The sequence below is a fragment of the Pantoea sp. genome, assembly GCF_039594315.1.
Lineage (GTDB): Bacteria > Pseudomonadota > Gammaproteobacteria > Enterobacterales > Enterobacteriaceae > Pantoea.
Map to the genome: position 1 here is coordinate 1 of NZ_JBCNNP010000055.1, position 25677 is coordinate 25677.

Here is a 25677-nt window from a genome sequence, read left to right on the forward strand (position 1 = left end):
ACCCCGCCGGTCACAAAAATATAATTCGTTGTCATGCTGAACCTGAGAGTTTAGGTTTAAAGACGGTGGAATAACCAAGACGGGAAAATAGTATACTTGAAGTCGTCTTAAGCCACAATTGATGAATCACACCATCGTCCTCCACAGGTCAGCCGGTAACATAGCGGATAGCATGGTGCGAAATGTTGATGTACGTCACAAAGTCACCGCAAGGCTGAATCGAGTAAGCTCAAGCGGCGAAATTATATGCAGCGCTGGAATAATCAGCAAAAGAGACGAAGTGCGTTAACCTTTGTTCTCCATAACTTTAACTTGCTGCCACGCATCTTCCATTTGATGCAGCGTGGCGTCATGCATGGTTAAACCTTGTGAGGCGATGATCGTTTCAACCTGGCGGAAGCGGCGATCAAATTTGTCGTTGGCTTTCTGCAAGGCGATTTCCGCTTTGCTGCCTAAATGGCGTGATAAGTTGACGGTGGCAAACAGCAAATCGCCAATTTCCTCTTCCAGCTTGGCGTGATCAACCACCGCTTGCTGCGCTTCATGCATCACTTCATCGATCTCTTCATGCACCTTATCCAGCACCGGACCAAGGTTGTCCCAATCGAAGCCAACGGTGTTGCAACGCTTCTGGATTTTGTGCGCCCGCATCAAAGCCGGCAACGCTTTGGGAATATCATCCAGCACCGAATGCTGCGACTTTTCCGCGCGTTCACTGTGTTTGATTGCTTCCCAGTTTTTCAGCACGTCGGCGCTGGTTGCCGCTTCGACATCGCCAAAAATGTGTGGATGGCGGCGTTCGAGTTTGTCGCTGATGGCGTTACAGATATCGTCAAAATTGAAGCGTTGTTGCTCATCGGCCATTTGCGCGTAGAACACCACCTGGAACAGCAGATCGCCGAGTTCACCGCGCAGATCGTCGAAATCTTCACGCTGAATGGCATCAAGCACTTCATAGGTTTCTTCCAGCGTGTAAGGCGCTATCGAGGCAAAGGTTTGCTGACGATCCCACGGACAACCGCGCTCCGGGTCGCGCAGGGTTTGCATGATGGTGAGCAGGCGGTTTAACGGTGTCATGGGAAATCCTTGGGGAATGTACATGTGGCAGCGTCTCCTTCCCCCGCGAGCGGGGGAAGGTCGGGATGGGGGACAAACGACTCTAAATCAATGCAAGCGGCGCGCGTCGATGATATCCGGCACCTGGTTAAGTCGCGCCAACACGCGGCCCAACACTTGCTGATTGTAAATCTCGATATCCATATCAATGGTGGCAAGTTGTTTCTTGGTATCGCTGCGGCTGGAAACGCCCAACACGTTGACCTTCTCGTTAGCCAAAATGGTGGTGATGTCACGCAGTAAGCCGCTGCGGTCGTTGGCAGTGACGCGCACCACCAGCGAATAGCCGCTGGAGTAATCTTCGCCCCACACCGCATCAACGATACGTTCCGGTGCATGCGACGTTAGCTCGGTGAGCTGGTCGCAATCAGCGCGGTGAATCGAAATGCCGCGGCCTTGGGTAATAAAGCCAACGATGTCGTCGCCTGGAATTGGCTGGCAGCAACGCGCAATGTGATGCAGCAAGTTGCCCACGCCTTCCACCACCACGCGGCCGCTCTCTTTACGTGAAGATGGCGCGTGCGATTTCTGCGTCAACAGGCGCAAGGCTTCGCGATCTTCCTCTTCGGCGCTCGGTTTATGCAGCTTGCCTTGCAGGAAGTTGACCATCTGATTGAGACGAATATCGCCGCCACCAATCATCGCCAGCAACTCATCCTGCGAGCTAACGTTGTAACGCGGCAGCAGCAGCTTCTCTGCTTCGCGCATGCTGACATCGATCTGATCCAGCTCGTTTTCGAGGATCTGGCGACCGGCCGCGATATTTTTGTCACGATCCTGTTTGCGGAACCAGGCGTGAATTTTCGAACGCCCGCGGCTGGTGGTGATATAGCCCAGATTTGGGTTAAGCCAATCGCGGCTTGGGTTCGGCTGCTTCTGGGTGATCACTTCGATCTGATCGCCCATCTGCAACTGGTAGGTAAACGGCACGATGCGCCCGCTGATTTTGGCGCCAATGCAGCGGTGACCGATATCGCTGTGAATGTGGTAGGCGAAGTCGAGCGGCGTGGAGCCGGCTGGTAAATCGACCACATCTCCTTTCGGGGTAAACACGTAAACGCGATCATCAAATACCTGGCTGCGCACCTCTTCCAGCATTTCGCCAGAATCGGCCATCTCTTCCTGCCAGGAAATCAATTTGCGCAGCCACGCAATACGGCCTTCATGCCCTGCCGCGCCACGCGCATTCGCCGCCGTTGGGCCTTCTTTGTACTTCCAGTGCGCCGCTACGCCCAGTTCCGCATCTTCATGCATTTGACGGGTACGAATCTGGATTTCGACCGTTTTGCCCTGCGGGCCAAGTACTACGGTATGGATCGATTGATAACCATTGGGCTTGGGATTGGCGACGTAATCGTCGAACTCGTTCGGCAAATGGCGATACAGCGTATGCACCGTACCGAGCGCGCCGTAGCAATCCTGCAAACGCTCCGCGACGATACGCACCGCGCGTACATCGAACAGTTCGTCGAAAGCCAATGACTTCTTCTGCATCTTGCGCCAGATGCTGTAGATGTGTTTTGGACGACCATAAACTTCAGCACGCACGCCCTCTTTCTGCATTTCGGCGCGCAGGTTATCAACGAAGTTTTCGATATATCCTTCGCGATCGATGCGGCGTTCATGCAGCAGTTTGGCAATGCGTTTGTATTCGTCAGGATGGAGATAGCGGAAGCAGTAATCTTCCAGCTCCCATTTGAGCTGACCGATGCCGAGGCGATTCGCCAGCGGCGCGTAGATGTTGGTGCTCTCTTTCGCCGCCAGCACGCGCTCATCTTCCGGCGCGTCTTTCATTTCACGCAGATGGGCGATACGTTCCGCCAGCTTGATGACCACGCAGCGGAAATCTTCCACCATCGCCAGCAGCATGCGGCGCACGTTATCCACCTGCTCAGACGCCATCGAATCATTGTGAATGGCTTTCAGCTGGCGAATGGCATCCATGTCGCGCACGCCGTGCACCAGCATCACGATGCCTTTGCCGAATGCTTGCTCAAGATCCTCTTCGCTGACCACATCCGCGTTGGCGAGCGGGAACAGCAGCGCGGCGCGCAGGCTATCGTTGTCCATACTGAGCATGGTGAGAATTTCCACCATCTCAATACCGCGCCACAGCAGCAGAGCTTGATCAGGATGGTTGTGCGTCTCGGCTTCACAGTAGTGCCATGCATCCGCCAATCGTTGACAAGATTGCGGGTCTTTAATGTTTAAGCTGGCGATCCACTGGTCCAGGGCAAATTCGCCCGCCGTATTTAAATGCGCACTTCTAACCGCAACCATATCCTCTCCTGCCACAGCGATGTGGACATCGCTTATGTTTTGCTAAACAGCACCATGGACTCGAGATGGCTGGTATGAGGGAACATATCCAGCATCGCGACCCTTTCCAAATGGTAGCCCGCTGACAGTAATGTCTGACTGTCTCGTGCAAGTGTTGTCGGGTTACAGGAAACATAGACCACACGTTGTGGCGCAAGTTTAACCACATGCGCCATCACGCCCGCGGCCCCAGCACGCGCTGGATCCAGTAACACCTTGTTAAATCCCTGCGTCGCCCACGGCTGACGCGACACATCTTCTTCCAGGTTGTGCTGGAAAAAGCGAACATTCTTGAGATTATTCTGCTCAGCATTATACGCTGCCTGCTGCACTAATGCTGCAACGCCCTCCACACCTACAGCATTTTGTACGAACTTTCCTACTGGCAAAGTGAAGTTGCCCATGCCGCAAAACAAATCCAGCACACGATCGTCTGGCTGCAAATCCAGCCATTCAATGGCTTTGGCAACCATCTGCTGATTGACGCCGTCATTGACCTGAATAAAATTCTGCGGGCTAAAGCTGAGCGGCAAATCAAACGAGCGGTAAAACGGTTGGCGATCGCTTAATGCCTGCAAACTGTCACTGCCATCAGCCAGATACAGCGCCACTTGCTGCTCATGCGAAAAGCGTTCCAGTTTTGCGCGATCGTCTTGGGATAATGCATCAAGATGACGCAACACCATCAGCGGGCCATTATCGGCCAGCACCAATTCAACGTGCCCCAAACGCTTCACCGCGTGGAGATCGCTCAGGCAACGGTGCAGCGGCTGCAATAACGCTTCAAGTTCGGGCACCAAAATCGGGCATTGCTTCAGTTCAACCAGTTCGTTGCTGGCCGCCTGACGAAAACCCATGTGCAGCCGCTGCTGTTTAGGCTGCCACTGCAACCCCAATCGCGCGCGACGGCGATAACCCCACGCATCGCCGCTGATGATTTCATCGACCTTGACCGGCAGCGGCGCTTCACGACTCAGCATGCGGCTCAAAGCACGCGCTTTGCTCTCTTCCTGCAACGCCACCGAAGCGTGCTGCTGCTGGCAACCGCCGCATACGCCAAAATGCACGCAACGCGGTTTTTCTCGCTGTGGGCTAGGATTGAGAATCTTATTGGCTTTGGCGCGAGCGTACTGACGCTTGTCTTCCAGCACCGTAACTTCCGCTTGTTCTCCGGGCAGCGCGCCGCTGACAAATATCGCTTTGCCTTTATGCCGCGCCACACCTTGTCCAAACGGATCAAGGTCTTCAATGGTGACGGTGATGCGCTGCTTAGTCGTCACACGCTGTTTTGCGGAGTAAAATTGCGCCATAGTATTATGAAATCTCGACTTTATTGGGTGTGCCGCCGCTAATGGCGCTTGCACAGGGATAAAAAATGCCAGGAATCGCCAGGCCACAATTATGACCAAATACAGCCTGCGGGCGCGAATGATGATTTTAATATTGGCGCCAACGCTGATGATTGGCTTGCTGCTCAGCACCTTTTTCGTGGTGCACCGCTACAACGAATTGCAGCATCAAGTGCACGATGCGGGCGCCAATATCATTGAACCGCTGGCGGTTTCCAGTGAATACGGTATGACGTGGCACAATCGCGATGCGATTCGCGAATTAGTCAGCCTGCTGCACCGTCGTCACTCCGATATTGTCCGTGCCATCACCATTTTCGACAACAACAATCACGTCTACGTCACCTCGAACAACAATCAAAACCTGTCGCTGTTGCAAAAAGAGGATATCTCGACGCTGGAAGATGGCATTTCCGTTGAGCGGCAAGGCAATGTGATGATTCTGCGCACGCCGATCATCTCTGAACGCTATTCGGTGGATGAACTACCGGGTGAAGACGCCAAACCGGCCGGCAATCCGCTCGGTTATGTGGCGATTGAGTTGGATCTGCAATCGGTGCGGCTGGAGCAGTACAAAGAAGTGTTTGTCGCCACGTTGCTGCTGCTGTTCTGTTTATGCATCGCCATGCTGTTCGCTTATCGCTTGATGCGCGATGTTACCGGCCCGATTCGCAACATGGTGTCAACGGTTGATCGTATTCGTCGTGGCCAGCTCGACAGCCGCGTTGATGGCTACATGCTGGGCGAATTAAGCATCCTGAAAAACGGCATCAATGCGATGGCGATGTCGCTTACCGCTTACCACGAAGAGATGCAGCAAAACATCGATCAGGCGACTTACGATCTGCGTGAAACGCTGGAACAGCTGGAGATTCAAAACGTTGAGTTGGACTTAGCCAAGAAGCGCGCTCAGGAAGCCGCGCGTATCAAGTCCGAGTTTCTGGCGAATATGTCGCACGAGTTACGCACCCCGCTGAATGGCGTGATTGGCTTTACCCGCCAGATGTTGAAAACCGGGCTGAGCACCAACCAGCGCGACTACATGAGCACCATTGAGCGCTCGGCCAATAACTTACTTAGCATCATCAATGACGTGCTGGATTTCTCCAAACTGGAAGCCGGCAAACTGGTGTTGGAATCGATCCCGTTCCCGCTACGCGCCACACTGGATGAAACGCTGGTGCTGCTGGCACCGTCGGCGCATGACAAAGGGTTAGAAATCACCGTCTGTCTGGAAAAGCAGGTGCCGGATAATGTGATTGGCGATCCGCTGCGCTTGCAGCAGATCCTGATTAACCTGCTGGGCAATGCGATTAAATTCACCGAGCACGGTCACATCGATTTGCGCGTTGAACTGCGCAGCCTCAGCACTACGCGCGTCGAGCTGGAAATTCAGGTGCACGATACCGGCATCGGCATTTCCGAGCAGCAGCAATCGCAACTGTTCCAGGCATTCCGCCAGGCCGATGCCAGCATCACACGCCGCCACGGCGGCACCGGTTTAGGTTTGGTGATCACCCAGAAACTGGTGAGTGAAATGGGCGGCGAGATTGCTTTCCACAGCCGCCAGAATTCGGGTTCGACCTTCTGGGTACATATTCATCTCGATCTCAATCCCAACGCTCCCGCCATTCCGCGCATGCTGGATGATTTGCGCGCCACGCCGCTGGCTTATGTTGAGCCACATCTGGCGGTGGCAAAAGCGGTGCAGGAGATGCTGAGCATCACGCCGCTGCAAATTCAGCACTTCGCCAGCCTGGATGAGATGCCGGATAGCCATTTCCCGCTGTTGTTGATGGGCTTGTCGGTAACCGATCCGCATCCCACCACGCTGCCGGATAGCTTTATTAAAAATCTGCGCAAAAGAGCAGATTCAGTGTTGCTGGCGCTGCCGAGTGAAATGATGCTGTTCGCCGACGATCTGCGCGCGCGCGGCATTGCTGGCTGTATCGCCAAACCGGTATCGCTGACACGTTTGTTGCCGATGCTATTGGATTTACATGATTGGCAAAGCGATGCGCAACCGCGCAGCGCACGGCAACCGCTGACGGTGATGGCGGTGGATGACAATCCCGCCAACCTCAAATTGATCGGCGCGCTGCTGGAGGAGCAGGTTCAGCATATCATTCTGTGCGATAACGCCGAGCAGGCGATTCGCCAGGCGCGTTTGCATAAGCTCGACGTGATTTTGATGGATATACAAATGCCGGATATTGATGGCATCCGCGCCAGCGAAATCATTCGCAGTTTGCCGCTGCACGCCAACACGCCGATTGTCGCGGTGACTGCGCACGCGCTGGATGGCGAACGCGCGCAGCTGATCAATGCTGGCATGAATGATTATCTGGCGAAACCAATTGATGAGGACAAGCTGAGTCAGCTATTGCAGCGCTACACGCCGAATCAGCCGGTGGCACAGCCGTTGGAGCCGGATGTCGCGCCATCGTTAGATTGGGCATTGGCGCTAAGACAGGCGGCGAATAAAGCCGATCTGGCGCGCGATTTGCTGCAAATGCTGCTGGATTTCCTACCGGAAGTGGAAGAGCGCGTGGAGAAGGCGATGGCGAGTAACGATGTGGTTGCCCTGCGCGAAATTATTCACAAGTTGCACGGCAGCGCCAGCTACAGCGGCGTGCCGCGCCTGAAGCAATTGTGTCAGCAGTTAGAGAAAAGCTTGCATCAGGAAAGCGATATTGAGGCGCTGGAACCGGAGTTGCTGGAACTGAGCGACGAGATGGCGAATGTGGCGCGTGAGGCGAGGAAGTTGTTGGCTTCATAAACTGTGCTCGCTGCCCCTCACCCTAGCCCTCTCCCACGCGTGGGAGAGGGAACCGGTCGGTGTGTTCGGATAATGTTGCACTCCACTTCGCCTGCGCACCGATCGGCCCCTTCCCCTGCCTGCGAGGGAAGGTTGGGATGGGGGACAGCGAGCACCTTACAAACCTTGCCCAGCCTTGAGCGTCGCGGCGACATTGCGCGCCGTCAGGCGCACATTTTGCGCCGCATTCGCCAGCGCTTCATCCAGCGTACAAATGCCAAACAGCACGCTGAATACTGCATCCAAGCCATGCTGATGCACCACGCCGACATCCGCCGTCAAACTGCCGGCAATGCCAATCACTGGTTTGTTAAACTGCTTGGCAACTTTCGCCACACCAATCGGCACTTTGCCGTTGATGCTCTGGCTATCAATGCGCCCTTCACCGGTAATCACCAAATCGGCATCTTTCACCTGCTCGGCTAATCCTAACGCTTCGGTGACAATCTCAATGCCGCTGCGCAATTCAGCGTGACAGAACGCATGCAGCGCCGCGCCCATGCCGCCTGCCGCGCCGCCGCCGGCGATATGCAGAACGTCGATATCTAAATCTCGGTGGATGATCTTCGCATAGTGCGCCAGCGCATCGTCGAGTTGTTTGACCAACTGCGGCGTCGCCCCTTTTTGTGGACCAAATATCGCCGAAGCGCCTTTGTCGCCGGTCAAGGGATTGGTGACATCGCAGGCCACTTCAAAACGACACAGCTTAATCCGTTGATCCAACTGTTGAATATCAATGCGCGCTAACTGTGGCAATGCGCCGCCACCGTAAGCAATCTCCTTGCCGTTGGCATCCAGCAAATGCGCGCCCAGCGCCTGCATCATGCCGGAACCGCCATCGTTGGTGGCGCTGCCGCCAATGCCAATAATGAAGTGATCGACACCACGATCGAGCGCATCTTTAATCAGCTCGCCGGTGCCAAATGAGGTGGTGATCAGCGGATCGCGCTGCGCAGCGGGCACCAGTTCCAGCCCGCTGGCCGCCGCCATCTCGATAAATGCGGTGCGCTCATCGCCCGACAAACCATAGAACGCATCCACTGGCTTGCCGAGTGGTCCAGTAACCGTCAGCCGGACAATGTTTCCCTGTGTTGCCGCCACCATCGCTTCAACCGTGCCTTCGCCACCGTCGGCGACCGGTATTTTCACGTAGTCAGCTTCAGGAAAGATTTCGCGGAATCCCGCTTCAATCGCCGAAGCTACTTCCAGGGCGGATAAACTCTCTTTATATGAATCCGGTGCGATGACAATTTTCATAGGCAATCCAGCGCGGTTGATGACGGAAATCCGTCCTGCGGAGGTAACGATCCACCCGGCATCCACTGACGCCGGGCAAGGGTATTACCGGGTGATCTCAACTTTCGCTAATTTTTCATAATAGCAGGCCAGCGCGCTATGGTCGGAAGTACCCTGCCCGTCCACTTTCAGCGCTTGCATCATCTCCATCACCGAGGCCGTCAGCGGCAGATGCGCGCCGATCTCGTGCGAAGTATCCAATGCGTTCGCCAGATCTTTGATATGCAGATCGATGCGGAAGCCTGGTTTGAAGTTACGATCCAGCACCATCGGCGCTTTAGCATCCAGCACCGTACTGCCTGCTAAACCGCCGCGAATCGCCTGATACACCAACTCAGGATTTACACCCGCTTTGGTTGCCAATGACAGCGCTTCTGACATCGCCGCGATATTGAGCGCCACAATCACCTGATTCGCCAGCTTGGTGACGTTGCCCGCGCCAATATCGCCGGTGTGCACCACCGAACCGGCCATTGCTTTCATGATATCGTAGCAATGGTCAAACACCGCTTTATCACCACCGACCATCACTGAAAGCGTCCCTTCAATCGCTTTCGGTTCGCCGCCGCTGACTGGCGCATCCAGCATCTTGATGCCTTTTGCCGCCAGCGCATCATGCACTTCGCGGCTGGCTAATGGCGCGATGGAACTCATGTCGATGACAATCAAACCGGGCTTGGCACCGGCAATAATACCGTGTTCGCCAAGGCAAGCTTCTTTCACCTGCGGCGAATTCGGCACCATGGTGATCACCACGTCTACCTGCTCAGCCACCTCTTTTGGCGATTTCGCCACTTTCGCGCCCAGCTCCACCAGCTCGGCTTCATTGCTTTCATGATGGTCACGCACCACCAGCGAATAACCGGCTTTCACCAGGTTTTTACTCATCGGTTTGCCCATAATGCCGAGGCCGATAAATCCAATTTTCATTGCCTTTCCTCTCAGTCAGTTATTTTTTAAATTTGTCACACAGCGCCTGCGTGGCGTTGCGGAAGACACCCAGATCGCTGCCAACAGCCACGAAACTGGCGCCCCATTCCAGATAGCGACGCGCATCGGCTTCCACCGGTGCCAGAATGCCGCTTGGTTTGCCCGCCGCTTTAGCGCGTTCAAACACGTGTTTAATCACTTTCAGCACTTCCGGATGTGCCGGTTGGCCGAGATAACCCAGCGCCGCCGAGAGATCGCCCGGCCCAACGAAGATGCCATCGACGCCATCGACAGCCGCAATCGCGTCAATGTTGTCGACCGCTTGCTGCGTTTCGATCTGCACCAGCACTGTGATGTTGTCGTTGATGGTGCTGTTGTAGTCCGGCAAGGTGCCGTACATGTTGCTGCGGTGCGAAACCGATACACCGCGAATACCGGCTGGTGGATAACGGGTGGATGCCACCGCACGCACCGCTTCTTCCTCGGTTTCGACAAACGGCACCAGGAAGTTGTAAAAGCCGATATCCAGTAAACGCTTGATGATGATTGGTTCATTGCACGGCGGGCGCACCACGGCGGCGCTATGGCTGCCTTTCAGCGCCATCAGTTGCGGCACAAAAGTGGTGATGTCGTTTGGCGCGTGTTCGCCATCCAGTACCAACCAGTCAAAGCCCGCCAGGCCCAGCACTTCGGTAGTTAGCGGATTTGCCAGCGCGCACCAGCTGCCAATCAAGGTTTCTCCAGCCAGTAAACGGCGACGAAAAGGGTTCGGCCAGGCATTGCTCATTGTCTTTACTCCTGTCGGTCACAGCAGGCTCCCGCGCGGGGAGCCGGAAAAGTTAGCGCACCAGGCACGGACGCTTGTTGTCGAAAGTCCAGTTCGGTACCAGATATTGCATGGCTTGCGCATCATCGCGCGCGCCCAAACCGTGTTTCTGATACAGCGCATTGGCCTGCATCACTTGATCCATATCCAGCTCAACACCCAGCCCCGGTTTCTGCGGCACCTGCACCATGCCGCCTTTGATTTGGAACGGTTCTTTGGTCAGGCGTTGATTGCCTTCCTGCCAAATCCAGTGGGTATCGATAGCGGTAATCGCGCCCGGCGCAGCAGCGGCTACGTGGGTGAACATCGCCAACGAAATGTCGAAATGGTTGTTAGAGTGCGAGCCCCACGTCAGGCCGAAGTCGTGGCACATTTGCGCCACGCGCACCGAGCCTTGCATCGTCCAGAAGTGCGGATCCGCCAGCGGGATATCCACCGATTGCAGTGACAAGGTGTGGCCCATTTGACGCCAATCGGTGGCGATCATGTTGGTGGCGGTAGGCAAACCGGTGGCGCGACGGAATTCGGCCATCACTTCGCGACCGGAATAACCTTGCTCCGCGCCGCACGGATCTTCGGCATAGGCCAGCACGCCTTTCAGTTGCTTACCGAGCAGAATCGCTTCGTTCAGTGACCAGGCACCATTGGGATCAAGCGTCACGCGCGCCTGCGGGAAACGCTTCGCCAGTGCGGTTACCGCTTCCGCCTCTTCGCCGCCGCGCAGCACGCCGCCTTTCAGTTTGAAATCATTGAAGCCATATTTTTCATATGCCGCTTCCGCCAAACGCACCACGGTATCCGGCGTCAGCGCTTCTTCATGACGCAGGCGATACCAATCACACTTGTCATTTTCCTGGCTTTGGTACGGCAGCGCGGTTTTCTTGCGATCGCCGACGTAGAACAGATAGCCGAGCATTTCAACGCGGTCGCGCTGTTGGCCATCACCGAGCAGCGATGCCACGTTGACACCCAAATGCTGACCAAGCAGATCGAGCAGCGCCGCTTCAATGCCGGTTACCACATGAATGGTGGTACGCAGGTCAAAGGTTTGGTTGCCACGGCCGCTGGAATCGCGGTCAGCAAAGGTGCTGCGCACCAGGTTGAGAATGTTTTTGTATTCACCAACAGTTTTCTGCACCACCAGCGCCGCTGCGTCTTCCAGCGTCTGACGAATCTTTTCGCCGCCTGGAATCTCACCCACGCCGGTATGTCCGGCATTGTCTTTGATAATGACAATGTTACGGGTGAAAAACGGCGAATGTGCACCGCTCAGGTTGAGCAACATGCTGTCGTGACCGGCCACCGGAATGACCTGTAGCGATGTGATTTTCGGTGTCTGACTCATTTCCTGCTCCTTAGACTTAGCCGCGACCAAATGCTGGACGCTTGCGGTCGAATGACCAATTGGGAACCAGATACTGCATGGCGGTGGCGTCATTGCGCGCGCCGACCGGCAGCGATTTGTACAACGCGTTGGCTTGATGCAGGCGATCCCAATCCAGCTCGACGCCCAAGCCCGGCTTATCCGGCACCGCGATTTTGCCGTGGCGAATTTGCAGCGGTTCTTTGGTTAGGCGCTGATCGCCTTCCTGCCAAATCCAGTGCGTATCAATGGCGGTGGGTTTACCCGGCGCAGCGGCGCCCACGTGGGTGAACATCGCCAGCGAAATGTCGAAATGGTTATTGGAGTGGCAGCCCCACGTCAGGCCCCAGTCGTCGCACAACTGCGCCACACGCACCGCGCCGCTCAGCGTCCAGAAGTGCGGATCGGCCAGCGGGATATCGACTGAATTGAGCATCACCGCGTGGTTCATCTCGCGCCAGTTGGTGGCGATCATATTGGTGGCGACCGGCAAACCGGTGGCACGACGGAATTCCGCCATCACTTCACGGCCGGAATAACCTTGCTCGGCCCCGCACGGATCTTCAGCGTAAGTCAGCACATCGCCCATGCCTTTGCATAAGCGAATCGCTTCATCAAGCGTCCACGCACCGTTGGGATCCACTGTGATGCGCGCATCCGGGAAACGTTTTTTCAGTGCTGCCGCCGAGGCGATTTCCTGCTCGCCCGGTAGCACGCCGCCTTTGAGTTTGAAATCTTTGAAGCCATATTTGTCCTGCGCCGCTTCCGCCAGGCGCACCACTGCTTCAGGCGTTAACGCTTCCTGATGGCGCAAGTGATACCAATCATGGCTGGCACCTTCACCGGTCAAATAGGGCAAATCGGTTTTGCGGCGATCGCCGAGATAAAACAGATAACCCAGCACGGTAACTTCATCACGTTGCTGACCGGGGCCAAGCAATTCCGCCACCGGCACGCCGAGGCATTGACCGAGTAGATCCAGCAACGCGGCTTCCAGTGCCGCCACCGCGTTGACGCGCAGTTCGAACGTCCACGCGCCTTTGCCGAAGGTATCGAAATCCGCCGACTGATTGCCTTTGTGCACCTGCTGCACCAGACGATTCATGCGCGCAACTTGCTGGCCTTTGACCTGCGGAATCGCCTCAACCAAGGTTTGGTAAATGGTCTCGCCGCCCGGCGCTTCACCTACGCCGGTATGTCCGGCGCTATCGGTCAACACCACAATGTTGCGGGTGAAGCAGGCGCTGTGCGCGCCGCCAATGTTGAGCAGCATGCTGTCGTAACCGGCAACCGGAATCACCTGCATATCGGTGATTATCGGCGTGCTTTGCGTAGTCATAATCCGTCCTTATGCTCGGGTTTTCAGTTCGACACGTTTGATATCGCCAGCAATCACCAGGAAGCTGAATGCGGCAACAAACGCATGAATACCGACATAGACCAGCGCACCTTCGAACGATCCGCTGGTGGCGATGATATAGCCGATGGCGATTGGCGTAACGATGCCGGAGAAGTTACCGAACATGTTGAACAGGCCGCCGCTCAAGCCGCTGATCTCTTTCGGTGCGGTATCGGCCATTACTGCCCAACCCAACGCACCAATGCCTTTGCCGAAGAACGCCAGCGCCATGAAGAACACCACCACCCATTCGGTTTGGGTGTAGTTACACATCACCATTGAAATAGAGAGCAGCATGCCGAGCACAATCGGCGTTTTGCGCGCGATGTTCAGCGATCCGGTTTTACGCATCAGGTAATCGGAAATCACCCCGCCCAACACACCGCCCAGGAAGCCACACACCGCTGGAATGGAGGCGACGAAGCCCGCTTTCAGGATCGACATACCGCGCGCCTGCACCAGATACACCGGGAACCAGGTAATGAAGAAATAAGTTAAGGCGTTGACGCAATACTGACCGAGGTAGATACCCAACATCATGCGTGAGGTCAGCAGCTGTTTGATTTGGTACCACTTCTCGCTCCAGCTCACTTTGCGCTCAGACTTTTTCGCGTCCATATTAATCAGCGCGCCGCCCTGCTCCATGTACTCCAGCTCCGCTTTGTTCACGCCCGGATGATCGTTGGGATCATGAATCACTTTCAGCCAGATGAAGCTGAGGATGATGCCCAAGCCGCCCATGAACCAGAACACATGCGCCCAGCCCACTTCTGACACCAACCAACCCATGATTGGCGCGAAGATCACCGTGGCGAAGTATTGCGCCGAGTTGAAGATCGCTACCGCAGTACCACGCTCCTGCGCCGGGAACCACGCCGCCACAATGCGGCTGTTACCCGGGAAGGATGGCGCTTCGGCTAAACCAACCAGGAAGCGCAGCATAAACAGCGACACGATGATGCCGAAGCCGCTGAACACGTCGACGAAGCCTTGCAGCAAGGTAAACAGCGACCAGGTAAAGATGCTCCAGAAGTAAACGCGTTTTGATCCGAAGCGGTCGAGCAACCATCCGCCAGGAATCTGACCAATAACGTAAGCCCATGAGAAGGCGGAGAAGATGTAGCCCAATCCAACCGAATCGAGGCCGATCTCTTTGGACATCGCGGAACCGGCAATCGAAATGGTTGCGCGGTCACCGTAGTTGAACGAGGTGACGATAAATAACATCACCACAATCCAGTAACGGGCATTGGTGCGCTTTTGCACCGCTTCCGCTGTCTGGCTGTAACTATTCATGATGCACTCCTGAAATATAGCGAACGCTACATCCACTCTGACTGCATACACATCGCGTTGGGTATCAGAATGATGTTGGGTTAAACACGGCGATTTTTATATTGGCAATACGATGATGCGTCGTGACGAATAACCTAACGTCGAAGAACGAGAATCAGTATAGGAACAGCCTGGAGGCGAAACACTGGAAGAACGCATGAGGATTTGCGGAATTTAAAGCTGTTTTTATGGCATCTGCACATAACGCTGCGGCGTGGCTCACGGAACGGTTTTTTCCCTGCTGGATCTGCTCACTAAACAAACAGCTAACGGTCAGTTTGTGAGTCCCTTCACTTGCTTTTGGTTAAACGAACCAAATTGCCGGGATAAATCCCCTTAAAGCCAGTCAGTTGCACAATGTGCGCGCCCATCCCCCTGCATATACTGAGGCTGGCAAAAAACGATGACGTGATGGAAGCATTTTAAACCGCGCTGCTAAGTACAGTGCGACGAACTGGAAGGTGAGCAATGAACCGTCCTCTGACAGAAAAACCGCTGTATATCAAAGTCCATGATGCCGATAACGTAGCGATTGTGGTCAACAATCAAGGTTTGCCGTCTGGCACACGTTTCGACGACGGCTTACAACTGATTGAGCATGTGCCGCAAGGGCACAAAGTTGCGCTGAGCGATATCCCACAAAATGGGGCAATCCTGCGTTATGGCGAAGTGATTGGCTACGCGCTGCGTCCGATTGCCCAAGGTAGCTGGATCGAAGAATCGTTGGTGGCGCTGCCCGAAGCGCCGCCACTCAATAGTTTGCCGCTGGCCAACAATGTGCCGCCCGCCTTGCCGCCGCTGGAAGGCTACACCTTTGAAGGCTATCGCAACGCCGATGGCAGCGTTGGCACACGCAATCTGCTCGGCATCACTACCAGCGTGCACTGCGTGGCGGGCGTGGTGGATTATGTGGTGCAGATCATTGAACGTGATTTGCTGCCGCGCTATCCCAACGTCGATGGCGTGGTGGCGCTGAATCACCTGTATGGCTGTGGCGTGGCAATCAACGCACCCGCGGCGGTGGTACCGATTCGTACCATTCACAATCTGGCGCTCAATCCCAATTTCGGCGGCGAAGTGATGATTGTCAGTCTCGGCTGCGAAAAACTTCAGCCGGAACGTCTGCTGACCGGCACGCCGGATGTGCAAGCGATCTCCCTCGACGACAACGATATTGTGCGGTTGCAAGATGAGCGCCACGTCGGCTTTGGCGCGATGGTGGATGAAATCTTGCAGGTGGCCGAGCGCCATTTGAAAAAGCTCAACCAGCGTCAGCGCGAGACTTGCCCCGCTTCAGACCTGGTGATTGGCACGCAATGTGGCGGCAGCGATGCCTTCTCCGGCGTGACGGCCAATCCGGCGGTAGGATTTGCTTCTGATTTGCTGGTGCGCTGTGGCGCCACGGTAATGTTCTCGGAAGTGACTGAAGTGCGCGATGCCATTCATCTGCTGACGCCACGCGTGGTTGATGAAGCGGTTGGCAAACGTCTGCTGGAAGAGATGGCGTGGTACGACGATTATCTCAGCCAGGGACAAACCGATCGCAGCGCCAATCCTTCGCCTGGCAATAAAAAAGGCGGATTAGCCAATGTGGTGGAGAAAGCGCTGGGATCGATTGCGAAATCTGGCCGCAGCCCGATCGTTGAAGTACTGTCACCGGGACAACGTCCTACCCAACGTGGGCTGATTTATGCCGCGACGCCTGCCAGTGATTTTGTTTGTGGCACGCAACAAATGGCATCCGGTATTACGTTGCAAGTGTTTACTACCGGTCGCGGTACGCCATATGGCTTAGCGGCGATTCCGGTGATCAAAATGGCAACGCGCAATGCGCTGGCCGAGCGTTGGCATGATTTGATGGATATTAACGCTGGCACCATTGCCACCGGTGAAGAGAGTATTGAGCAGGTGGGTTGGCGCTTGTTTGAGTTGATTCTGGAGATCGCTAGCGGCCGCAAACAGACGTGGTCCGATCGTTGGGGGATTCGTAATCAGCTGGCGGTGTTTAATCCTGCGCCGGTGACGTAAGCTGTCTTGCCCTCACCCTAACCCTCTCCCGCAAGCGGGCGAGGGGGTTGTTCAGAGAGATGTTTAGGTTGGGTGCAAATTTATCTTATCGCTTTGTACGGTTCCCTCTCCCATTTATGGGAGAGGGTTAGGGTGAGGGAAAGCGCGCTTAAAGCAACTTACCCCAGCTCTCCACCCACGGCGTGGTCACAGATTCTGGCTCAGGATCTTCCGTGGCATCCACCAGCAGCACATCACCAATACGCTTGGCGCTCTGCTCCTGCAACGTAGCATCGAAGGTTTTACCGGCACCGCAGAAATTCTCATAGCTGCTATCGCCCAGCGCAATCACGCCGTAACGCAGCTCAGGCTGATAACCCACTTGATCACGGATCGCCACATACAAACGCGCGATGTTATCCGGGAAATCGCCTTGACCGGTGGTAGACGTCACAATCAACACCACATCTTTGCTGTAGGCTTGCCAATCCGCCAATGACGGATCTTCAAACACTTTAACGTCGTGCCCCTGCTCTTCCAGCACCGGCTGCGCTTCTTCAGCAACCAGCAACGCATTGCCGTAAACCGTACCTGTAAAAATGCCAATCTTTGCCATTGTGATGCTCCTTTATTCTGTCGGCTTATCCTGGACTGCCTCATCGGCAAACTCAACCCTGGGAACATCAGGGATCTGATCCTGCCAGCCAAATTGCTCCAGCATGTTCTGCCAGACGCGATCCAATCCGGCGCGGATCACCAGCGGCTCGCCGGTAACCGGATGGGTAAAGCTGAGCGCACTGGCATGCAACATCAAACGATTCAGGCCAAAATGCGCCGATGCACCGCGATTCTGTCGCAAATCGCCATGCGCGCTGTCGCCAATAATTGGATGGCGCAGATGCACCATATGACGGCGCAACTGATGCTTGCGGCCAGTGTGTGGCGCCATCTCAACCAAGGTATAACGCGCGCTATTATACTTGCTGATGGCAACCGGCATTTCTACGTGGGCCAGCGCCTGATAATCGGTTACCGCCGGTTGCGCGACCGGTTCTTGCGTCGCGAACTTATCGGCAATCTTGTCCAGCTCTTCCACCAGCGGATAATCCAGCGTGGCAGCGCCTTCCAGCCAACCACGCAGCACAGCGTGATAAGTCTTCTGCATCTGGTGCTGCTCAAACTGCTGCGCCAGTAAGTGCGCCACTTCGCTGGATAACGCCATCAACAGTACGCCAGACGTCGGACGGTCAAGGCGATGGACGGTGAAAACGTGCTGCCCGATCTGATCGCGCACCGTCTGCATCACGACCACTTTTTCATTACGATCAAGCCAACTACGATGTACCAGCCAACCAGCGGGTTTATTCACCGCCACCAGCCATTGATCTTGATAGAGGATTTCGAGCATTAGATCGCCGCATCCTGGAACAGCGCATCAAACTTCACCAGCACCGCTTGCAATGCCGCATAACCCGCCGTGTCGTTGGGCAATGCCACTTCATAATAAGGTGCGATAGCGAAGTTTTTCGGCAGCGGCGCGTCGGCTGCAATTAACGCATGGAAACGCGGGATGAAAACCCATTGCAACCATTGCAACGGTTCCATGGTATCAAGGCAGAAAGGTTCGGTGCTGGTGAAGGCTTGCGCCTCAGGGGATTGTGCTTGCCAGTGGCCGTGTTCGCGCATAACCGCTTCGACCTGTTGCAGGCGCTGAATAATCATTTGCGACGACATACGCCACCTCCAGAGAAAATTTGGGCGGCAAGCATATCATCAGTCGCGCCGGGCGCAAAAAAGCATAAAAAAAGGGAGCACTGTTGTTACAGTGCTCCCGGTTTTCGTTTGCAGCATTCCCGCCACTGCTGTGCTCCCTGCTCATCCATGACAACTGTTCCTGCGCTTTCCGTCGCTTGTCATCATGACATTGGTCCTTAGCATCCTGGCCCGCCACATTCCGCATGGCTCTCATTCTCCGTCCTGGAGGTGTCCGTTACTCAATCCTGAGTGTCCTGCTTCATCCTGAAGCCTTCCGTGTGCCGTAAACTCCGTTACGTTCCCGCCTCCTGGCTGACGTTCTCCTGAACATCTCTTTATCCCCAGCATCCTGCCAGTGGTAGCTATTCTGTCAGAAAGCATCGCAATAACAAGCCAGTAAGCGGCGTTAAAGGATCAAGCCATGTCTTGATTTTCGGATTGATACCATAAGTTCATGATTCACAATATTTTTACATCTCGGACGTCCAGAGCTCTGCAAAATGATCTAGCGATCTCGCACAGCATATGTGAGAGATCTCTCACAGAGCCTCGGCTAAAAATCTGCAACTCACCAACTAACCGGTTGTAAATCATTAAGAAATGTCTTAATACCAGGAGAAAGAATCTCACGCTTTTTAGTGCCAGGCTCCTCAACAATCACCTCGCCGGTGAGATTGCACACGGCGATAACTTCATTATCTGACTCGGTTGTGGCGATGAATAAGGTTGGACTCTGCCTTAAGCGGCGCTTCATCACCAGATGACCAATCAGATTCTCCTGTAAGCGGGTGAAATCGTCTTCGCTCCACACTTGCAGCAAGGTAATCGGGCGATCAACAAACTGCGCCGTCATGTCGCCAGCAAATTGCGTGGTGTAAAAGGCGGTGATTTCGGGTTGCAATTGGAGATCTAACGCGCGCTCGACCGCCTCTAACGTGGCAGGCAAGGTAAAGGGTTGCGGCTGCCATAACACGCGATCATCCAGCGTGCTAACAATACAATCGGATGGTACGCCCAACAGCTCGCTGCTGGCTGGCAAATGCCCGGCTTGTTGCTGCCAATGTTCAACATAGCGGGCGGTAAACTCACGCAGGGCGTCTGCGGTGTGCTGCATCATTCATATTCTCGCTGGTGTTGGGTTACACTTAGCCACTTTGATGGAATTTAGTGGTAACCGTTATGTCTTCTGAAAACCACGCTCAGGCATTAAGTGGCCTGACCTTAGGCAAACCCACGGCTTATGTCGATCGCTACGATAACACGCTGCTGCAATCAGTGCCGCGCAGCCTGAATCGCGAACCGCTTGGGCTATATCCCGATAATCTGCCGTTTACTGGCGCAGATATCTGGACGTTATACGAACTCTCCTGGCTGAACAGTAAAGGCGTACCGCAAGTGGCGGTCGGCGAAGTGGTGCTGCGCGCCGATAGCCAAAACCTGATCGAGTCCAAGAGTTTCAAACTCTATCTTAACAGCTTTAACCAGACCATTTTCGCTGACTGGGGCGAAGTACGCCAAACGCTGGAACGCGATCTCAGCGCCTGCGCAGATGGTGAAGTCAGCGTTGCGCTGTTCCGCCTGAGTGAAGTGGAGGGCCAACCTATTGGTCATTTCAGCGGTGAAGTGATTGATGAGCAAGACATTGAAATCGGTGATTATGCCTTTAATGCCGATTATCTGGCGCAAGCCACCGGCAACGAATTGGTTGAAGAGACGTTAGTCAGCCATTTGCTGAAATCCAACTGTTTGATCACCAATCAGCCAGATTGGGGTTCAGTGATGATTCGTTATAAAGGCCCACGTATCGATCGCGAAGCCTTGCTGCGTTATCTGATCTCATTCCGCCAGCACAATGAGTTCCATGAGCAGTGTGTTGAACGCATTTTCAACGACGTTCAACGCTTTTGCCAACCCGAAGCGCTCACCGTTTATGCACGCTACACTCGCCGCGGCGGTCTCGACATTAACCCGTGGCGCAGCAACGTGCCCTTCTCTCCGGGATATTCCCGCCTGGTTCGCCAGTAATAGATTGCGAGACGCCTCGCAGGCCGCAGCACGGATGCGCGGTTCCTCTTGAGCATTCACGGCGGACAACGTTACTCTGTGGTAGGCGCAATTTCACACCCTGCGCTCCCAAGGATTTTCGTCACTGCGCTCAATAAGTTAAGCGCAGCGTCATCAGTCACGCATTTGCGTGTAAAGGAGTTCTCTTGATTACACATATCAGCCCGCTTGGCTCGATGGATCTGCTCTCCCAATTAGAAGTCGACATGCTGAAGCGCACGGCCAGCAGCGACCTATATCAACTGTTTCGTAACTGTTCCCTGGCAGTTCTAAATTCAGGTAGCCAAACCGACAGCAGCCAGGAATTACTTTCGCGCTTTGAAAGTTTTGATATCAACGTTTTACGTCGTGAACGCGGCGTAAAACTTGAACTGATTAACCCGCCGGAAGAGGCATTTGTTGATGGCCGCATTATCCGCTCACTGCAAGCCAACCTGTTTGCTGTGTTGCGTGACATTCTGTTTGTGAACGGTCAACTCGCCGCGACTGAACGCTGCCAGCCTGAAATTGAAGATTCAGCACACATCACCAATCAGGTGTTCTCCATCCTGCGTAACGCGCGTGCGCTGCACATTGGCGAATACCCGAATACCGTGGTGTGCTGGGGCGGCCACTCGATTAACGCAGTGGAATACCAATATTGCCGCAACGTCGGCACGCAAATGGGCTTACGCGAACTCAACATTTGCACCGGCTGTGGACCGGGCGTAATGGAAGCACCGATGAAAGGTGCGGCGGTCGGCCATGCACAGCAGCGCTATCACGACAGCCGCTTTATCGGTCTGACCGAACCGTCGATCATTGCCGCTGAGCCACCGAATCCGCTGGTCAATGAACTGATCATCATGCCGGATATCGAAAAACGTCTCGAAGCCTTTGTGCGTATCGCGCATGGCATCGTTATTTTCCCTGGCGGCGTGGGCACCGCGGAAGAGTTGTTGTATTTGCTGGGGATTTTGATGAACCCGCATAACAACGATCAGGTACTGCCGCTTATTCTGACTGGACCAAAAGAGAGCGCCGACTACTTCCGCGTGCTGGATGACTTCATCGTTAGCACCTTGGGCGAAGCTGCGCGTAAGCATTACAAAATCATCATTGATGACGCGGCTGAAGTCGCGCGTCTGATGAAAAAAGCGATGCCGCAGGTGAAGGAATATCGTCGTGAAACCGGCGATGCCTACAGCTTTAACTGGTCAATTCGAATCGCGCCAGAATTGCAGGTGCCATTCTTACCGACCCACGAAAACATGGCGAACCTCAAGCTGTTCCCCGATCAGCCTGCTGAGCTGCTGGCCGCCGATTTGCGTCGCGCCTTCTCGGGCATTGTGGCCGGTAACGTGAAAGAGATCGGCATCCGTGAAATTCGTGAGAAAGGACCTTACAAGCTGCATGGCGATGCCAATCTCATGCACCGCATGGATGAACTGCTGCAAGGTTTTGTCGCGCAGCAGCGTATGAAGTTGCCGGGCAGCGCCTACACGCCTTGCTACGAAATCATCAAATAACCTCCAGGAAGGCAGCCTGCGGGCTGCCGCTATCGCTATGTCGTTTCATCTTCTGATTATTGATGCGCTTAACCTGATTCGCCGCTTGCATGCGGTGCAAGGTTCGCCGTGCCGTGATAGCTGCGTTGCGGCTCTGCATCAACTGTTAGGCCACACGCAACCGACGCATGTGGTCGCGGTTTTTGACAGCCATGAACGTTTACCGGGTTGGCGTCATCAGTTGTTACCTGATTACAAAGCTGGCCGCCCGCCGATGCCAGAGGATTTGCAGCAAGAGATGCCCGCGCTGCAAGAGGCCTTTCGAGCCGTAGGCGTTAGTTGCTGGGTTGCCGATTTAGACGAAGCCGACGATCTCGCCGCCACGCTGGCAGTAAAAATGGCCAATGCAGGACATCAAGCGACCATCGTCTCCACCGATAAAGGATATTGCCAGCTGCTGGCGCCGAATATTCGCATCCGCGATTATTTCCAAAAGCGTTGGTTGGATGTGCCTTTTATCGAGCAAGAATTCGGTGTCGCACCCGCGCAGTTGCCGGATTATTGGGGCTTATGCGGCATCAGCAGCAGTAAAATTCCCGGCGTGGCGGGTATAGGCGCGAAAAGTGCCCGCGAACTGATGGTGCAGTTCGGCTCGCTGGATGCGATTTATCAGCGCTGGGATGACGTGCCAAGCAAGTGGCAAGGGAAGTTGCAGGAACAGCGGGAAATGGCGGAAGTGTGTCGCCAGGTATCAACATTGAAACGAGATTTGGTACTTCAAGGCAATCTCAACACATTAAGATATAACGCTAAATAGCGGTCACCATAAATGGCGACCCTACGAAAACCTGTCATGTGCAGCACCCGCTAGAGATCCTGCAAAATAATTTGTGCGACAGCAAGGCGGCAAGTTTGAGAGTCCCCGGGAGCATACATCAGTATGTGACCGGGGCGAGCAAACGCAGCCAACGCCGCTATAGCGCAAAGTATGACGGCGGATTAGCGCTCGTCGCGACGGCCGCCCACTGCCGCCCACAAACGACGAACGTGCACCGTCACTTCTTCACGGTCGTGATACAACTGGCGCGCCTGAATCTGGGCATTGATACCTTGCGCTTTCAGCGCATCATCAATCATTGCCAGATTCTGCGTCACTTCTTCATAACGCTTCTTCATTGGCAACTTCAGGTTGAAGATGGCTTCACGGCACCAACCGTTGACCAGCCATTCAGTCATCAAACTGGCAACACGCACCGGTTTTTCTACCATGTCGCATACCAACCAACTGATGTTGGTGCGCGGCGGACGGAATTTAAAACCATCTTCACGACAGTGTGTAACCTGCCCGGTATCCATCAGGCTTGGTGCCATCGGGCCGTTATCGACGGCAAACACCCACATGCTGCGTTTCACCAGTTGATAAGTCCAACCGCCTGGACATGCCCCCAAGTCAACCGCATACATACCGCTGGCGAGACGTTCGTCCCACTCATCGGCTGGAACAAAGACGTGGAATGCTTCTTCCAATTTCAACGTTGATCGACTTGGCGCATCGGACGGGAACTTCAAGCGCGGGATGCCCATATAGAACGGTGAGTTGTTTTCCGGCAGCGAATAGCCAACGTAGCAAGTGCCTGGTGCAATAAAGAACACATGCACCACCGGGCGCTTCGGTGTTTCGTAGTTAAGCAGAATTTTGCTTTCACGTAGGCTGGCTCGCAGCGGCACCGTTAACTTGCGGCAGAACTTGGTCAGCTCTTTGGCTTCATTAGTATCTGGCACTTCAACGCGCAGTTCACCGCCCTTTTCCACCACGCCTGTCAGCATACCGACAATCGGCGTGATGCGATCTTCCTGCGGCAAATCACGCAACAGTTCACCAACCACCAACATTTGACGCGCAAAGATCAGCTCAGCAAACGGCAGCGTTTGGATCAGCTTTTCAGCGTGTTCCTGCTGATAGCATTCATACAAAACGTAGCCGGAATCCTCTTTCACACGCGGGAAGCCGTAAATTTCGCGCTCCGCGGCTTTGGCACTGATTTCTGCCGCACACTCTTTCTCAAATCCCGGACGGCAATAGAGTAAAACTTTATTCATGGCGATCTGCCTTTCGTTTCAGACGCAGCGCGCCAATCAACATCAAGAACCAGCCAATAAGGAAGCACAAGCCGCCCACTGGCGTAACAAAAACCCAAAACTTCATGTGCGACAGCGCCAGACAATAGAGGCTGCCGCTGAACAACACGGTACCGAGCGCCAGTGCGGCGCTACTCCAGTAAAACCAGATATTGGCGCGACGCAGCATAGCAGCACCCAAGCCGATAATCGCCAGCGTGTGATACGCCTGATATTCAAGGCCAGTATGCACCCATGCCATTTCTGCGGGACCAAGCGATTTGCTCAGTACATGCGCCCCGAAAGCACCAAACGCCACCAGCAGAAATCCGCTGATGGCGGCAAAAACAAACATCGCACGACTGGACATCAAACAATCCTCAAGGTATTGCGCACATCACTGTGCGGCCATCAATGCGTTAGTGATCGTAGCGAAAACGGAATTTTTCTTGTTCATTGGCCGCTTTTTCCAGGATCCACTGGCGAAAGGCGGCTATTTTACCCAGTTCTGCCTGGCTGTCATGACAAACCAGATAAAAAGCATTTTTACTGACCAATACGTCATTAAATGGACAGACCAGACGTCCGGCTTCAATTTCACTCTGCGCCATCACATTATTCGCCAGCGCCACGCCCTGACCATGAATCGCAGCCTGCAACACCATTGCGCTGTGGCTGAAAATCGGGCCTTGCTGCACATTAATATGCTGCAAGCCAAGCTGGCGAATATACGATTGCCAATCGCGACGCGACGCATCATGCAGCAAGGTGCAGTGCGCTAAATCAGCCGGCGATTTCAGCGGATGATCGCCGGTAAGCAACATGGGTGAGCAGACCGGCAACAAATATTCGGCGTACAATTTTTCCACCCGCAAGCCAGGCCAATTGCCGCGACCGTAGAAAATCGCCACATCCACATCATCGGCTAATTTCTCCTCATCGCGGTCCACCGCCTGGATACGCACATCGATGCCCGGATAAGCCATATTAAAGCTAGAAAGGCGTGGCACCAGCCATTGAATCGCGAAACTTGGCAACAAACTTACCGTTAGCGCACCTTTGGCGCTGCGCGCTTGAAGCTTACGCGTTGCATCGTTGATCGCGGAGAAAATCTCCTTGATGTCTAAATAGTAGCTTTGCCCTTCCTCTGTCAGTAAAAGCGAACGATTCCTCCGGCGAAACAGCTTTAGACCGAGGAAATCTTCCAGAGATTTGATCTGATGGCTGACAGCAGCCTGGGTCACAAACAGCTCTTCAGCAGCTTTTGTGAAGCTCAAATGGCGGGCAGCGGCATCGAAGACGCGTAAAGCATTAAGCGGCGGAAGGCGTTTTGACATGGTTTTCCGTATCCGGATTTACTAGGTAATACTTCAACTTATACAAAGTCGCTACGTATTAGTTTTTTTAATCCGAGACATTATAATTTGTCCGTTGAGGAAGCTCCAGCAAATACCTATAGTTGCCGCACTTCCTGAGCCGGAACGAAAAGATTTCT

General features: G+C 54.5%; 21 protein-coding genes. 5 read left to right on the forward strand and 16 right to left on the reverse strand.

What is annotated here, in order from left to right; genetic code table 11:
* Positions 1-285 precede the first annotated feature (285 nt).
* The 3 genes from mazG to rlmD all read right to left on the reverse strand — a co-directional run bounded on the left by mazG (position 286) and on the right by rlmD (position 4745).
* Complete coding sequence (mazG, locus tag ABDW13_RS20110; protein ID WP_343554309.1) at positions 286-1077, reverse strand: nucleoside triphosphate pyrophosphohydrolase; 792 nt, start codon at positions 1075-1077, stop codon at positions 286-288.
* Between the two features lie 87 nt (positions 1078-1164).
* Positions 1165-3396 carry a GTP diphosphokinase gene (relA, locus tag ABDW13_RS20115; RefSeq protein WP_343554310.1) on the reverse strand — a complete coding sequence of 744 codons (2232 nt, stop codon included), beginning with the start codon at positions 3394-3396 and terminating at the stop codon, positions 1165-1167.
* Between the two features lie 32 nt (positions 3397-3428).
* Complete coding sequence (rlmD, locus tag ABDW13_RS20120) at positions 3429-4745, reverse strand: 23S rRNA (uracil(1939)-C(5))-methyltransferase RlmD (RefSeq protein WP_343554311.1); 1317 nt, start codon at positions 4743-4745, stop codon at positions 3429-3431.
* Positions 4746-4836: 91 nt separating this feature from the next.
* On the opposite strand from rlmD, the gene barA reads away from it, so the two are divergent.
* A complete protein-coding gene (gene barA / locus ABDW13_RS20125; RefSeq protein ID WP_343554312.1) occupies positions 4837-7563 on the forward strand; it encodes a two-component sensor histidine kinase BarA in 2727 nt (908 codons plus the stop codon).
* 156 nt (positions 7564-7719) lie between these two features.
* Here barA and ABDW13_RS20130 read toward each other — a convergent pair whose 3' ends face one another.
* From ABDW13_RS20130 to ABDW13_RS20155, 6 genes are all read right to left on the reverse strand, one after another.
* On the reverse strand, positions 7720-8859 hold the full coding sequence (locus ABDW13_RS20130; RefSeq protein ID WP_343554313.1) for a glycerate kinase: 1140 nt from the start codon (positions 8857-8859) through the stop codon (positions 7720-7722).
* 84 nt (positions 8860-8943) lie between these two features.
* Positions 8944-9828: a 2-hydroxy-3-oxopropionate reductase gene (gene garR / locus ABDW13_RS20135; protein ID WP_343554314.1), complete on the reverse strand. Its 885-nt coding sequence runs from the start codon at positions 9826-9828 to the stop codon at positions 8944-8946.
* 19 nt (positions 9829-9847) lie between these two features.
* Entirely contained in the window at positions 9848-10615 is a 768-nt protein-coding gene (gene garL / locus ABDW13_RS20140; protein ID WP_343554315.1) for a 2-dehydro-3-deoxyglucarate aldolase, read from the reverse strand.
* A 52-nt stretch (positions 10616-10667) separates the two neighbouring features.
* A complete protein-coding gene (gene gudD / locus ABDW13_RS20145) occupies positions 10668-11999 on the reverse strand; it encodes a glucarate dehydratase (RefSeq protein WP_343554316.1) in 1332 nt (443 codons plus the stop codon).
* Between the two features lie 16 nt (positions 12000-12015).
* Positions 12016-13356 carry an enolase C-terminal domain-like protein gene (locus tag ABDW13_RS20150; protein WP_343554317.1) on the reverse strand — a complete coding sequence of 447 codons (1341 nt, stop codon included), beginning with the start codon at positions 13354-13356 and terminating at the stop codon, positions 12016-12018.
* A gap of 9 nt (positions 13357-13365) precedes the next feature.
* A complete protein-coding gene (locus ABDW13_RS20155; RefSeq protein WP_343554318.1) occupies positions 13366-14712 on the reverse strand; it encodes an MFS transporter in 1347 nt (448 codons plus the stop codon).
* Positions 14713-15219: 507 nt separating this feature from the next.
* Between ABDW13_RS20155 and garD the strand changes: the two genes are divergently transcribed.
* Positions 15220-16779: a galactarate dehydratase gene (gene garD, locus ABDW13_RS20160; RefSeq protein ID WP_343554319.1), complete on the forward strand. Its 1560-nt coding sequence runs from the start codon at positions 15220-15222 to the stop codon at positions 16777-16779.
* A gap of 148 nt (positions 16780-16927) precedes the next feature.
* Here garD and ABDW13_RS20165 read toward each other — a convergent pair whose 3' ends face one another.
* The 4 genes from ABDW13_RS20165 to syd all read right to left on the reverse strand — a co-directional run bounded on the left by ABDW13_RS20165 (position 16928) and on the right by syd (position 19630).
* Positions 16928-17374, reverse strand: a complete 447-nt coding sequence (locus ABDW13_RS20165) for a flavodoxin (protein ID WP_343554321.1) — start codon at positions 17372-17374, stop codon at positions 16928-16930.
* A gap of 12 nt (positions 17375-17386) precedes the next feature.
* Entirely contained in the window at positions 17387-18166 is a 780-nt protein-coding gene (truC, locus tag ABDW13_RS20170; protein WP_343554322.1) for a tRNA pseudouridine(65) synthase TruC, read from the reverse strand.
* Positions 18166-18492, reverse strand: a complete 327-nt coding sequence (locus tag ABDW13_RS20175; RefSeq protein ID WP_343554323.1) for a YqcC family protein — start codon at positions 18490-18492, stop codon at positions 18166-18168. The genes truC and ABDW13_RS20175 overlap by 1 nt, the downstream gene beginning before the upstream one ends.
* Positions 18493-19081: 589 nt before the next feature.
* Positions 19082-19630, reverse strand: coding sequence for a SecY-interacting protein (gene syd, locus ABDW13_RS20180; RefSeq protein ID WP_343554324.1), 549 nt, complete (start codon positions 19628-19630; stop codon positions 19082-19084).
* A 62-nt stretch (positions 19631-19692) separates the two neighbouring features.
* Here syd and queF point away from each other — a divergent pair, with 62 nt between their 5' ends.
* The 3 genes from queF to xni all read left to right on the forward strand — a co-directional run bounded on the left by queF (position 19693) and on the right by xni (position 22881).
* Complete coding sequence (gene queF, locus ABDW13_RS20185; RefSeq protein WP_343554325.1) at positions 19693-20538, forward strand: NADPH-dependent 7-cyano-7-deazaguanine reductase QueF; 846 nt, start codon at positions 19693-19695, stop codon at positions 20536-20538.
* Between the two features lie 185 nt (positions 20539-20723).
* The gene (gene ppnN, locus ABDW13_RS20190) at positions 20724-22085 is read left to right on the forward strand and encodes a nucleotide 5'-monophosphate nucleosidase PpnN (protein WP_343554326.1); all 1362 of its coding nucleotides are present in this window, start codon (positions 20724-20726) and stop codon (positions 22083-22085) included.
* Positions 22086-22122: 37 nt separating this feature from the next.
* Entirely contained in the window at positions 22123-22881 is a 759-nt protein-coding gene (gene xni / locus ABDW13_RS20195) for a flap endonuclease Xni (protein ID WP_343554327.1), read from the forward strand.
* Between the two features lie 182 nt (positions 22882-23063).
* Here the strand turns inward: xni and rlmM are convergent, their stop codons facing one another.
* Genes rlmM through ABDW13_RS20210 form a run of 3 tightly spaced genes read right to left on the reverse strand, consistent with a single transcriptional unit; the run spans position 23064 to position 25519 of the window.
* The gene (gene rlmM, locus ABDW13_RS20200) at positions 23064-24164 is read right to left on the reverse strand and encodes a 23S rRNA (cytidine(2498)-2'-O)-methyltransferase RlmM (RefSeq protein ID WP_343554328.1); all 1101 of its coding nucleotides are present in this window, start codon (positions 24162-24164) and stop codon (positions 23064-23066) included.
* A complete protein-coding gene (locus tag ABDW13_RS20205; RefSeq protein ID WP_343554329.1) occupies positions 24157-24552 on the reverse strand; it encodes a DUF423 domain-containing protein in 396 nt (131 codons plus the stop codon). Before ABDW13_RS20205 ends, rlmM begins: the two co-directional genes overlap by 8 nt.
* A 49-nt stretch (positions 24553-24601) precedes the next feature.
* The gene (locus ABDW13_RS20210) at positions 24602-25519 is read right to left on the reverse strand and encodes a transcriptional regulator GcvA (RefSeq protein ID WP_007891745.1); all 918 of its coding nucleotides are present in this window, start codon (positions 25517-25519) and stop codon (positions 24602-24604) included.
* Positions 25520-25677: the final 158 nt, after the last annotated feature.